General features: G+C 62.8%; 10 protein-coding genes. 4 read left to right on the top strand and 6 right to left on the bottom strand.

Annotated elements, in window-relative coordinates:
* Positions 1-3: 3 nt before the first annotated feature.
* Genes AB4Y77_RS04325 through AB4Y77_RS04315 form a run of 3 tightly spaced genes read left to right on the top strand, consistent with a single transcriptional unit; the run spans position 4 to position 3,286 of the window.
* Positions 4-1,374 carry a CoA transferase gene (locus tag AB4Y77_RS04325; RefSeq protein ID WP_442013077.1) on the top strand — a complete coding sequence of 457 codons (1,371 nt, stop codon included), beginning with the start codon at positions 4-6 and terminating at the stop codon, positions 1,372-1,374.
* 48 nt (positions 1,375-1,422) lie between these two features.
* On the top strand, positions 1,423-1,935 hold the full coding sequence (locus AB4Y77_RS04320; RefSeq protein WP_311213275.1) for a GNAT family N-acetyltransferase: 513 nt from the start codon (positions 1,423-1,425) through the stop codon (positions 1,933-1,935).
* Positions 1,928-3,286: an alpha/beta fold hydrolase gene (locus AB4Y77_RS04315; protein ID WP_311213274.1), complete on the top strand. Its 1,359-nt coding sequence runs from the start codon at positions 1,928-1,930 to the stop codon at positions 3,284-3,286. The genes AB4Y77_RS04320 and AB4Y77_RS04315 overlap by 8 nt, the downstream gene beginning before the upstream one ends.
* On the opposite strand, the gene AB4Y77_RS04310 is transcribed toward AB4Y77_RS04315, so the two are convergent.
* From AB4Y77_RS04310 to coaE, 4 genes are all read right to left on the bottom strand, one after another.
* Entirely contained in the window at positions 3,283-4,629 is a 1,347-nt protein-coding gene (locus AB4Y77_RS04310) for an MFS transporter (protein ID WP_311213273.1), read from the bottom strand. The two genes, AB4Y77_RS04315 and AB4Y77_RS04310, sit on opposite strands and share 4 nt — an antisense overlap.
* Before the next feature lie 29 nt (positions 4,630-4,658).
* Complete coding sequence (locus tag AB4Y77_RS04305) at positions 4,659-5,687, bottom strand: TerC family protein (RefSeq protein ID WP_311213272.1); 1,029 nt, start codon at positions 5,685-5,687, stop codon at positions 4,659-4,661.
* A gap of 168 nt (positions 5,688-5,855) precedes the next feature.
* Positions 5,856-7,955 (bottom strand): excinuclease ABC subunit UvrB, encoded by a 2,100-nt coding sequence (gene uvrB / locus AB4Y77_RS04300; RefSeq protein ID WP_011774759.1) that lies wholly within the window; start codon positions 7,953-7,955, stop codon positions 5,856-5,858.
* Between the two features lie 29 nt (positions 7,956-7,984).
* Positions 7,985-9,223 carry a dephospho-CoA kinase gene (gene coaE / locus AB4Y77_RS04295; protein WP_311213271.1) on the bottom strand — a complete coding sequence of 413 codons (1,239 nt, stop codon included), beginning with the start codon at positions 9,221-9,223 and terminating at the stop codon, positions 7,985-7,987.
* A gap of 22 nt (positions 9,224-9,245) precedes the next feature.
* Here coaE and AB4Y77_RS04290 point away from each other — a divergent pair, with 22 nt between their 5' ends.
* Positions 9,246-9,935: an IMPACT family protein gene (locus AB4Y77_RS04290; RefSeq protein ID WP_311213270.1), complete on the top strand. Its 690-nt coding sequence runs from the start codon at positions 9,246-9,248 to the stop codon at positions 9,933-9,935.
* Positions 9,936-10,138: 203 nt separating this feature from the next.
* Here the strand turns inward: AB4Y77_RS04290 and rpsA are convergent, their stop codons facing one another.
* Together rpsA and AB4Y77_RS04280 are read right to left on the bottom strand one after the other, a co-directional pair.
* Positions 10,139-11,620 carry a 30S ribosomal protein S1 gene (gene rpsA / locus AB4Y77_RS04285; RefSeq protein ID WP_026540604.1) on the bottom strand — a complete coding sequence of 494 codons (1,482 nt, stop codon included), beginning with the start codon at positions 11,618-11,620 and terminating at the stop codon, positions 10,139-10,141.
* Positions 11,621-11,804: 184 nt separating this feature from the next.
* Positions 11,805-12,746: a polysaccharide deacetylase family protein gene (locus AB4Y77_RS04280; RefSeq protein ID WP_311213269.1), complete on the bottom strand. Its 942-nt coding sequence runs from the start codon at positions 12,744-12,746 to the stop codon at positions 11,805-11,807.
* Positions 12,747-12,754: the final 8 nt, after the last annotated feature.

Raw genomic sequence — 12,754 nt, 5'->3', positions numbered from 1 at the left:
GCTGTGGAACCGGTCCCGGACCTGACTGGCAGCCTGCGGTTGCTCGACGCCTTCAGTGCCGCGGAGCCGGCAGCCTGCATCGGTCCACGCTGGTGGTGGAGTGGCAACCTGGACGTCGAGGGCCTCGCGTTGGGGTCCGTCCAGGCAGCCGCCACTGCCCTCGAACTCCTGACGGGTTCTTCGGGACGCTACGCGGTGTCGTCAGAGCTGACGGCAGCCTCTTTTGATTCGTTGGGTCACCTGAGGATCTCGGGTCGGAAACCTCAGGGATTTGCTCCAATGTCCGGGTTCCGCGCCACCGCAGATGGCTGGGTCCGTCTGCATGCCAACTACCCGCACCATGCGGTGCGGCTGATGGAAACGCTCCGGGCCACTACGCCCGAGGAGCTTGACCGGGTGCTGCGTTCCATGACCGCACTGGAGGCAGAGGAAGCCATCACTGCCGGGCGGGGTGTTGCTGCGGCCGTCCGTACCCGGGAAGAGTGGACGGCAACAGCAATGCATACGGCGGCAAGCACTGGACCGTGGATCGCGTTCACCCGTCCCGCAGCGCCGGAGAATGCTCTGCGGCCGTCGTCGTGGATTCCCTCAATGGACCTTTTCCGGCCCTTGGCCGGACTCAGGGTCCTGGACCTGACCCGCGTCATAGCCGGGCCCACAGCCACGCGACTTCTGGGTGCCCTGGGTGCGGATGTGCTGCGGATCGATCCTCCCGGCCTTCCCGAGCTCACCGATGCCTTTGTTGACTCCGGGTTCGATAAGCGCAGCGCCGAAGCTGACCTCAGCAATGCCGGGGCCTTGGAAGTAGTGAACCGCTTGCTTTCGGCGGCCGACGTCGTAGTGACCGGCTACCGCCCAGGTGGACTGGGCAGGTTCGGTTTGAACCCGGACAAGATGCTGGCCGCCAGGCCTGATCTGGTGGTGGTGACATTGAGCGCCTGGGGCAGCTCAGGACCGTGGAACGGCCGGCGCGGCTTCGACAGCCTGGTCCAGGCAGCCTGTGGAATCGCGGAGCGATACGGAAACGACGACGACGGGTGGACGCCCGGCGCGCTGCCCGTCCAGGCGCTGGATCACGCAACGGGGTATGGGATTGCTGCAGCCGCCATGGCTCTCCTGTCCGAACGCCTCCACACAGGACGAGGAGGAACGGCGGACGTTTCCCTGGTCCGCACGGCGGAGGTGCTGTTCCGCCTGTCGTCGCCCGGGCCCGCCAGCGGTATCGGCGGACTGCCCGAACCGGACTTCCGGAAGGTGGACAGCCCTTACGGTCCGCTCCGGTTCGTAGGGCCACCCCTGACCATGGACGGTTTTCCCCTCCAGTACGGCAAGGCGCCGGTGAAGTACGGAACGTCCGCCCTGGCGTGGCAGTGAGGAAGAACCGGGAGCGGCAGGCACGGCTCCCCTAGTAAGCTCGGAGCCATGAGTGTAATCCGCCCAGCCACTGTAGACGACGTCCCTGCCATCCTCCGGATGATCCATGATCTTGCGATCTACGAGAAGGAACCCGACGCGGTCAAAAATACCCCGGCCATGCTTACCGAAGTACTCTTCGGTGAAAACCCGCGGGTCTACGCCAACATCGCCGAAAACAGTGCCGGCACAGTTCAAGGGTTCGCCCTCTGGTTCCTGAACTACTCCACCTGGGAGGGCGTCCACGGAATCTACCTCGAGGACCTCTACGTGAACCCCGATGCACGCGGCGAGGGCCATGGCAAGGCGCTGTTGCAGCATCTGGCGTCCACCGCCGTCGAACGTGGTTACGCCCGTGTTGAGTGGAGCGTCCTTGACTGGAACGAACCCTCCATCAACTTCTACAAGAACCTTGGCGCTTTCCCCATGGAAGAGTGGTCCACGTTCCGCCTGACCGGCGAGGCACTTGAGGCCTTTGGCACGAAAGCGGGCCAGGCCAACGAGGCTCTTGCCCGTGGCTGACCAAAACGCCGGCCAGAACGCCGGCCGTAGCACTGCAGGCGTCCACAGTGTTCACGCACGCCACGAGTTCCGTGGCTTGCGCACGGCGGAGCACTACTTCACCGTTCCCTTGGTGCACGCACCGGAGGAATCAGTCACCGCCGGCGAGACCATCACGGTCTTTGCCAGGGAGTACTCATCCACCGACCACTCGCCTGAGGAAGCCGGCAGGTTGCCTTGGTTGTTGTTCCTGCAAGGTGGCCCGGGTGGCCGTGGCAACCGGGTCACATCATTGTCGGGTTGGATGAAGGCCGCTGCCAAGGACTTCCGCATCCTGATGCTCGACCAACGCGGCACAGGCTTGTCCACACCCGTTGAACGGCAGTCACTCGAACTCCGGGGCGACGCCGCAGCACAAGCCGAATACTTGACCCACTTCCGTGCCGACTCGATCGTCGCTGACGCTGAGTACATCCGCGGCGTGCTCGGCTCGGGTCCATGGTCTGTCCTCGGCCAGAGCTTCGGCGGCTTCTGCGCGTTGACGTACCTGTCCTTCGCCCCGGGGGGTCTCCGCGAGGTCCTTATCACCGGTGGGCTGGCGCCGCTGCACGGTCCGGCGGACCGCGTGTACCAGGCCACGTTCCACCGCGTCGCTGCGCGGAACGCCGAGTACTTCTCCTGGTACCCGGAAGATCGGGACGTCGTCACCCGGATCGCCCGCCACCTGGACCGGAATGCTGAGTTCCTTGCCAGCGGCGAAAGGCTCACGACCGAGCGGTTCCAGATGATCGGATCCTTCCTCGGGGGCAACACGCGGGTGGACGCGCTTCACTACCTTCTGGAGGATGCATTTATTGACACGCCCTCCGGCCCAGGCCTGTCCGAGGCGTTCCTTGAACAAGTGCGGAGCCTCGTGAGTCGCGCGGCCAACCCTCTGTATGCCGTCGTCCATGAGTCGATTTACGGACAGGGTGAGGCAACCAACTGGGCCGCATGGCGGGTGTTGGAGGACCACCCGGAATTCAAGCCTGACGCGAACGAGCCTCTGCTCACCGGTGAGATGGTCTACCCCTGGTACTTCGAACAGGATCCGGCCTTGGTACCTCTGCGGGACGTGGCTGAGCAGTTGGCCGCCAAGAAAGACTGGAAGCCCCTGTACAGTCCCGAACGGTTGGCGGCAAACACCGTCCCCGTGGCGGCCGCCGTCTATAAGGACGATATCTACGTGGATCATGACCTGTCCCTGGAAACGGCGGCCGCGGTGCGTGGGCTTCAACCATGGGTCACCGCAGACTTCCACCACGATGGCATCGGCGAAGACGGCGAGGGAATCTTCGCTCGTCTCCTTGGGATGGTTCGGGCAGTCCGCTAGGCCGGTGGCTGGGGCGCCGGCGCGTCCTGGGCCCGTGCCGACCGTGCGGCCATGACGAAGGTCAAAGCCAGCACGATCGCGGCCAAAACGCTGGACGCGATATTCAGGCCCTGGTATCCGATCCACGCGAGCAGCAGGCCGGAGGTGGCGCCACCGATGGCGCCGGCGCCACCCATGAGGGTGTCAGAGACGCCCTGAACGGTGACGCGCGCATCGGGGGCAACACTTTCAGCCAGCAACGTTGAACCGGCGATGGTTGCCGCAGACCAGCCCAGGCCCAAGAGGATCAGGCCAGCGGTGACCAGACCAGGCTCATTCTGGCCAAACCCGGCAATGAACACGGCCACCAGCAGCAGGCCGTGGCCCATGGCAATGGTTTGCAGGCGCCCTGCTTTGTCAGTCAGCCACCCCCATAGCGGCGACAACGCAAACATTCCGGCAATGTGAAGCGAAATCGTGAGGCCGATGATCACCAAGGCATCCGCGCTGTCCGTCGTTCCAACATGGTGTCCTGCGTGGGAACCGCCCACGAGTTGCTGAAGGTGCAGGGGCGTCATGGACATCACGGCGACCATGACGCCGTGCGCGGCCACAACAGCGGCCAAGGCCAGCATCGCCGAAGGTGATGCGCGCACGGCGCGCAATCCTGAACGGATGGTACCCCTGACGGGCAGCGCGCCCTCGCCAGCGTCGCCGCTTGCCTGGGATGCCAGCCGCCGGGACAGCAACAGGGGGTCAGGACGAAGGCCCGCGAACAACAGGACGGCTGCAAGGAACAGTCCGGCCGCCGAAAAAACGAAGGGACCGGCAATGGGCGGCAGCCCGAGTGCCTCCCCCACCACGGCGCCGGGCTGGATCAGGTTGGGGCCGGCGACAGCACCAATAGTGATGGCCCAAACCACGGTGGACAAGGATCGTCCGCGGTGCTCAGGGTCAGCGAGGTCGACGGCGGCGAACCTCGCCTGCAGGTTTGCGGCCGTCCCAAGACCCAGGAAAGCTGCGCCCAATAAGAGCAACACGAAGGACTGGCCCACCACAGACGCAATAATCAGGAGGGCCCCCATCATCGCGGCCACCAGTCCGGTGACCAAGCCCGTGCGGCGTCCACGCGTTTCCGCCAGTCGCGCAAGGGGAAGAGCCGCGATCGCTGCAGCCAGGGTCAGCACTGTGGTGATGGAGCCGGCCCAGGCTTCTGAACCTGACAGGTCCACTGCCAGCAACGATCCAATGGAGAGCGTGGCTCCATTGCCGACGCCGCTGAGAAGTTGTGCGGAACTGAGCAGGAAAACAGTACGGCGCTGAACCCGTTGTGGGTCCAGCGCCGTAGTTGAAGTGGTAGTCACTTCACGAGACTACAACTTTCCGAGGAGAGTTACTCTGCCTCGCTCATGCTCTTTTTTGCATCTTCCTCGAGCCGTGCATCCAGTTTGGCCTGGCGTGCCTGCGGGCTCAGGAGGCTGGCGACAACAGCCACGATGATGGTTCCGACAATGACCGCCAAGGACACGTAGGTGGGGATCTCAGGAGCCCACTCGATGTGGTGGCCGCCGTTGATGAACGGAAGCTCGTTGACGTGCATGGCGTGCAGGACAAGCTTGACGCCAATGAAGGCAAGAATCACGGACAGGGCGTGCTTCAGGTACACCAAGCGTGTCATGAGACCACCGAGGAGGAAGTAAAGCTGGCGCAGGCCCATCAGCGCGAAAATGTTCGCCGTGAAGACGATGAAGGCGCTCTGGGTCAGGCCGAAGATCGCGGGGATGGAGTCCACAGCGAACAGGAGGTCCGTCAGGCCGATGGTCACGAAGACGATCAGCATGGGGGTGAAGACCTTCTTGCCGTCCACCACGGTGCGGATCTTGTTGCCGTCGAACTTTTCGGACATCGGCAGGACCTTGCGGAGGCGGGCAATCAGCGGGTTCTCTGAACCCTCTTCTTCGTCTTCGCCCGAGTCCTTGGCCTGCTTCCAAGCAGTCCAGAGGAGGAAGGCGCCGAAGATGTAGAAGACCCAGCTGAATTGTTCGATGACCACAGCGCCGAGGGCGATGAAGATACCGCGAAGGATCAGCGCGATGATGATGCCCACCATCAGCACTTCCTGCTGGTACTTACGGGGCACCGAGAAGCGGGCCATGATGATGATGAACACAAAGAGGTTGTCGATGCTGAGGCTGTACTCAGTGACCCAGCCGGCGACGAACTGTCCGCCGTATTCCGGGCCGGCGAACGCGAACATGGCTACGGCAAAGAGCAGTGCCAGTCCTACATAGAAGCTGACCCACAGGCCGGCTTCCTTCATGGAAGGTTCATGGGGACGCTTGACGACCAACAGGAGGTCGATCAGCAGGATGATTCCGAGAACGACAAACGAGCCGATCTCAAACCAGACGGGAAGCTGCATTAAAGGTGCCTTTCGCAGGGTACGGGAAAGCGGTGTAAGTCTCTCCGGCCTGCCAGGGTGCGGTGAATGCAAAAATTGGCGGCCCGCTAGATCCGGCGAGGCATCTGTGCCTTGCGTGCTGACGGACGTAGCGCTTGGGATACTCCCCTACGTGACCTCAACCTTACCTTAGGCGTGCCCGGCGGACTGCATCTGGCGTAATTCGCGCTTCAACTCCTTGACTTCGTCACGGATGCGGGCCGCGACTTCGAACTGCAGTTCAGCAGCCGCCCCGTGCATCTGTTCGGTCAGTTGCTCAATGAGGCCCACCAGGTCCTCGGCAGGCGCCGCGGCGAGGCCGTCCTGCCGAACTGTTGCCGCACCCTTGGCAGCCGACTTGCCGCGTTTGCCACCCTTGGCGAGTCGGTTGTTGTTGAGCAGCTCCTGGGTGTCTGCGTCTTCCTTGGCCAGCTGGTCCGTGATGTCAGCAATTTTCTTCCGCAACGGCTGCGGATCAATGCCATGGTCCGTGTTGTACTGCACCTGGATGGCTCGGCGTCGGTTGGTTTCCTCAATGGCGTGGGCCATGGAATCGGTAATCCGGTCCGCGTACATGTGGACTTGGCCCGACACGTTACGTGCTGCGCGGCCGATGGTCTGGATCAGTGAGGTGGACGAACGCAAAAACCCTTCCTTGTCAGCGTCGAGGATGCTCACCAGGGAAACCTCAGGCAGGTCGAGGCCTTCACGGAGGAGGTTGATGCCTACAAGGACATCGAACACGCCCATCCGCAGCTCACGGAGCAGCTCCACGCGCCGGAGGGTGTCGACGTCGGAGTGCAAGTACTCCACCTTGACGCCGTGACCCACCAAGTAGTCCGTAAGATCCTCCGCCATGCGCTTGGTCAACGTGGTGACCAGAACGCGCTCATTCTTTTCCGTGCGGGTCCTGATTTCACCGAGGAGGTCGTCGATCTGTCCCTTGGTGGGCTTGACCACTACCTCGGGATCGATGAGGCCGGTGGGACGAATGATCTGCTGCACGTAGCCATCAGCTTTGCCGAGCTCGTACTTACCGGGGGTTGCGGACAGGTACACCGTCTGGCCGATGCGTTCCAGGAACTCATCCCACTTCAGCGGCCGGTTGTCCATGGCGGACGGGAGCCGGAAGCCGAAGTCCACGAGGTTCCGCTTACGTGACATGTCGCCCTCATACATGGCACCGATCTGCGGGATAGTGACATGCGATTCGTCGACGACCAGCAGGAAGTCGTCCGGGAAGTAGTCGATGAGGCAGTGCGGGGCGGTCCCGGGATTACGGCCGTCAATGTGCACGGAGTAGTTCTCGATGCCGTTGCAGAATCCCATCTGCTGCATCATCTCGAGATCGTACGTGGTGCGCATACGGAGGCGCTGGGCCTCCACCAGCTTGTTCTGGCCTTCGAGGACCTTCAAGCGGTCAGCAAGTTCGTCCTCGATGCGCTTGATGGCACGGGCCATGCGCTCCGGACCGGCAACATAGTGCGACGCCGGGAAAACGTACATCTCCTCTTCGTCGCGGAGGACTTCTCCGGTCAGGGGGTGGAGGGTCTGGATGTTCTCGATCTCATCACCGAAGAATTCGATCCTGATGGCCAGTTCCTCGTACATGGGGATGATTTCCACGGTGTCACCGCGGACCCGGAACGTTCCCCGGTGGAAGTCCATGTCGTTGCGCGCGTACTGCATGGAGACGAACTTGCGCAGGAGGTGGTCCCGGTTCATTTCCGCACCCTTGCGGAGGGTCACCATACCGGCGATGTATTCTTCGGGCGTACCCAGGCCGTAGATGCAGGACACCGTGGCCACCACGATGACGTCGCGGCGGGTCAGCAGGGCGTTGGTGGCAGAGTGCCGGAGGCGTTCCACTTCCTCATTAATCGAGGAGTCTTTCTCAATGAAGGTATCCGTCTGCGCTACATATGCCTCGGGCTGGTAGTAGTCGTAGTAGGAGACAAAATACTCGACTGCGTTGTTGGGCAGCAGCTCCCTGAATTCATTGGCCAGCTGTGCGGCGAGTGTCTTGTTCTGGACCATCACCAAGGTGGGTCGCTGGACCTGCTCGATGAGCCATGCCGTGGTGGCACTCTTGCCCGTACCAGTGGCGCCGAGGAGGACTACGTCTTTTTCGCCGTTGTTGATTCGTTCCGTCAGTTCTGCAATGGCTGTCGGCTGGTCACCGGCGGGCTTGAACTCACTGATCACTTCGAAGGGCGCGACGACACGGTTGATTTCCTGGGCAAGGCTCATAAAACCAATCTACCCCTGCCCCAGGACAGCTACTGTCCGCGTTTGCCTTCAGCGGAAGACATATACGACGGCGGCTGCCACCCCGCGCGTTTGGCCCACTCATCCATGAGCGGCCAGGCAACATCGGTAAACCACGGCTCCTTGGCATCGGCATAGGCAGATGTGCCGCTTTCCCCCGCAAAGGTGGCGGCCAGATCGCGCTTATGCGCCTCGTACAGCGCCATGGCGGAGGGCTCAGAGCGCAACCAATCACGGAACAGCAGTGCATACCGCCACCCCGGCGACCCGACCACGCGGATATGCAGATTCACCGGCCGGCCGGGATCGGCGCTGGCGTGGAACCGCTTTTGCCAGTCTGCGGGATCAGGCTGGGTGGGTTTCGGTGTGTCCCGGTTGACTCCCGGGACCGGAGGGAAACCTGCTGCAGCCAGCTGATTCGCCATCAGATCAGCGGCCTTGAGATCGGCTACCGCCACCTGAAGGTCGATCACATCCTTGGCCGCCAGTCCCGGCACCGATGTAGAGCCGACGTGGTCCACCGCGAGGATCTGGTGGGGGGCAGCAACAGCAATGCGGGCGGCGAGGCGGTCAGCCTGACTGCTCCAGTCACTGTTGGATGGCGTCATGACCGGCCCAACGTGCCGTTCAGCCCTTGTTCCCTGGCTGAGATTCTTTGCAAAAGGCAACAGGCGGTCCGTCCACAATGCCTCAACCTTGGCGAGGAGCTCTTCGCGGTCACCGTCGTTGACCAAGACAACATCGGCAGCAGCATTGCGTTCCTCACGCGTGGCCTGGGCCGCAATACGGGCCTTGGCATCGTCGGGAGTCATCGCCCGGAAATCCACCATTCGTTGGACGCGAACCGTCTCCGGCGCATCCACCACCACCACCAGGTGGAAGTTGCTGCCCTGCCCGGTCTCGACCAGCAGCGGAATGTCCTGGACCACGACGTCGCCAGGGCCGGCAGTTGAAACGATCGCCCCCGCTGCTTCGCGGACCAGCGGGTGAACGATGCCATTGAGCACTTCGCGCTGTGAGGGATCCTGGAACACGATAGCTCCCAGCTTGGGCCGATCAAGCCGTCCATCAGAGTCGAGAATTCCAGTGCCGAATGCTTCTACAACGCGCCTCAGCCCGGGAGTTCCAGGCTCCACCACTTCCCGCGCAAGGAGGTCCGCGTCCACAAGGATGGCACCCAATTCCCGCAATCTGGACGCCACCAGCGATTTCCCCGAGGCGATGCCGCCCGTCAACCCAATCTTCAGCACCCTCCAACACTAGACTGAAGCGGTGGAAAATGAGGATGACAGCCGCGCGACAACATATACGACAATCGCGGTTGGGCCGGATTTCCGACACGAACTGGAGATTCGGCGGTCACGCTTCATCACAGTCCTTCGGCGCTCACCTGATGAGGAGACCGCGCGCTCTCTGGTCAGTGACCTTCGGCGCGAATTCCACGACGCCCGACACCACTGCTCAGCCTTCGTCATAGGTCCTGATCGGATGATCCAACGCTCCAGCGACGACGGCGAACCGTCGGGCACGGCGGGCATCCCCATGCTGGAGGCCCTCATCAAACGTGAGACGTCACCAAGGGTGACGGACCTCAGCGACGTCAGTGTCGTCGTCGTGCGCTATTTCGGTGGGATTCTCCTGGGAGCGGGCGGACTGGTCCGCGCGTACTCCGAATCGGTGTCCGCCGGTTTGGATCTGGCTCCGTTGGTTCATCGGCGAAGATTGCGTCTGTGCGCCATTGACGTCCCCCATGCCGAGGCCGGCCGCCTGGAAAACGAGCTGCGCGGCGCCGGGTACGTCATGGCGGACACCGGCTACGAACCCCAGCACACGGTCCTTCAACTCGCCTTGCCCGACGAGGCAACGGCCATCGCCGAGGCCCGCGCACGGCTGGCTTCCCTGACGGCAGGACATCTTGAGCTGCGGCCCCAGGGAACCGAGTGGGTAGACGTCCCCCTCTGACGAGTCTGACGAGTTGCCGCACCCCGCAACGCTCTGCGCGCCCAATTCACGCTGGACCTGCTCCCATTCCCGCAACATGCACCAGTGCTTACGGGAGCGTGAGGCGGCAAGTGGTGCGGCTTAGGGCTTAAAGCAGAAGGACCCCCGCCCGGAGGCAGGGGTCCTTCTTTGGCTATTCAGCACATCCCGTGAGGGAGGCGGAATTAGTTGCCGGTCAGCTTCTCACGCAGTGCGGCGAGTGCTTCGTCGGACGCCAGGGTACCGCCGCCGGTGTTGGACTCAGCAGCAGCAGGCTCCGAGGAGTAGCTGGTGGTGCCGGAATCGCTCTCACCGGACGTTGCAGCAGCAGCGTCGTCAGCAGCGTGCTGGGCAACCTGCTTCTTGTGGGCTTCCCAACGGGTCTGGGCGTCAGCGTACTGCTGCTCCCAAGCGGCGCGCTGGGTCTCGTAACCTTCGAGCCATTCGTTCGACTCGGGGTCGAAGCCCTCAGGGTACTTGTAGTTGCCCTCTTCGTCGTACTCAGCGGCCATGCCGTACAGAGCGGGATCGAACTCGGTGCTGTCAGCGTCAACGCCCTCGTTAGCCTGCTTGAGGGAGAGGGAGATACGGCGACGCTCGAGGTCGATGTCGATGACCTTGACGAACAGTTCGTCGCCAACGGAGACAACCTGCTCGGCGAGCTCCACGTGGCGGACAGCCAGCTCGGAGATGTGCACGAGGCCTTCGATGCCGTCTTCGACGCGAACGAACGCACCGAACGGAACCAGCTTGGTGACCTTACCCGGAACAACCTGGCCGAGGGCGTGGGTGCGGGCGAAGGTCTGCCACGGATCTTCCTGCGTAGCCTTGAGCGACAGGGAGACACGCTCGCGGTCCAGATCCACTTCGAGGACCTCGACGGTGACTTCCTGGCCAACTTCGACAACCTCGGACGGGTGGTCGATGTGCTTCCAGGACAGCTCGGAAACGTGAACGAGGCCGTCTACGCCGCCCAGGTCCACGAAGGCACCGAAGTTGACGATGGAGGAAACAACGCCCGGACGAACCTGGCCCTTTTCCAGCTTGTTGAGGAACGTGGAGCGAACCTCGGACTGGGTCTGCTCGAGCCATGCACGGCGGGACAGCACAACGTTGTTGCGGTTCTTGTCCAGCTCGATGATCTTGGCTTCGATCTGCTGACCGATGTACGGAGCGAGGTCGCGGACACGACGCATCTCGACGAGGGATGCGGGCAGGAAGCCACGCAGGCCGATGTCCAGGATGAGGCCACCCTTGACAACCTCGATGACGGTACCGGTAACGACACCGTCTTCTTCCTTGACCTTCTCGATGTCGCCCCAGGCGCGCTCGTACTGAGCACGCTTCTTGGAGAGGATCAGACGGCCTTCTTTGTCTTCCTTGGTGAGAACCAAAGCTTCGACCTGATCGCCAACGGCGACGACGTCACCGGGATCAACATCGTGCTTGATGGAAAGCTCGCGGGAAGGGATGACACCTTCGGTCTTGTAACCGATGTCGAGCAGAACTTCGTCGCGGTCGACCTTGACGACGGTACCTTCGACGAGGTCTCCGTCGTTGAAGTACTTGATGGTGGCGTCGACAGCTGCGAGGAAGTCCTCAGCGGTACCGATGTCGTTAATGGCGACTACGGGGGTACCGGGCTTCTCGGTGGAGGTGATGGTCATGTAGTAGGGGCTCCGTTGTGGATAGTGAGTCGGTCAGGCAAACCGCTGCCGTCCGGGTCCGGACGGCAGAACACGGCAAATTACCGGGTCATCCTGATTTGTGGATTAATACAAAATGGATGCATGCACGTAGTACACGCCCGTTTATTCTAGTCGCATTGGCAAAGCAGGGTCAAAAGGAGTGTCACAGGGTCAGCACGTCTCCCAAGCGGGCGAACGTGACGCCCCTGTCCAGCATTCCCGGCAAGGCCCGGGCATAGCCTTCGGCAGTGCCCGCAGCAGGCCTGTTGAAGTGCGATATGACGATGTCGCCGGCAGCTGCGCGCGACACCTCGGCTGCGACCGTGGCCGCCGGATAGGTGGCGCCGCCGTCCCCGTTGATCGTGAAGTTGACCGGCAGCATCCCAAGCCTGCGCGTCATCTCCACAGCGACGTCGTCGTAGTAGGCAGTTCCCGGGCGGAAGAACTTGGGAGGGGAACCGTCGAGTTCCTGCATCAGCGCCTGGTTTCCCATCAACTCATCGTAGGCAGCAGCGGTATTGGCCGTCCCGGGGATCCCGTAGGCAGACTTCCCGTTGACGGACAGGGGTTGGTGCAGGGTGCCATGGTTGGCCAGTTCGAACAGTGGGTCGGCGGCCAGTTCGGCGGCGAGCGATGGGTTGGCGTGGAGCCAGCGGCTGTTGATGAAGAGCGTCGCCGGGACATGGAGCCGGCGGAGTGTCTTCAGCAGGGCGTGGTCGCACCCAGCGCCCCCGGGTCCGCCGCACGCGTCGAACGTCAGCCCCACGTGCTTCGAGGCCGAAGCGTTGACCACTCCCGTGATGTGCAGCCCCCACTCTTTGGGCCGCCTGCCAGCGAATTCGGCCAGGATCTGCTGTTTGTCCGGCACTGCGGCCGCTGTGGCCGTTGCCGTTGGCGCGAGGGCGGCAGCGGCCTGCTCGCTTGATATCGCAGCAATCGACGGCGGTGGCGTGGCCGGGCCTGTCGGTGGCTCAGCCGACGGTGCTGCCGCTCCCGATGGTCCCTCGACCGATGCGCAAGCCGCCAACGCAGCCGACGCGAGGCCCGCCATTCCAAGCAGCACTGATCGCCGGCCGGCCAAAGGCCGCCGCGTGGAATCCCCCATGGATGTCC

It is taken from the genome of Paenarthrobacter sp. YAF11_1 (assembly GCF_052113445.1).
GTDB lineage: Bacteria > Actinomycetota > Actinomycetes > Actinomycetales > Micrococcaceae > Arthrobacter.
This window is presented reverse-complemented; position numbering and strand designations above follow the sequence as displayed.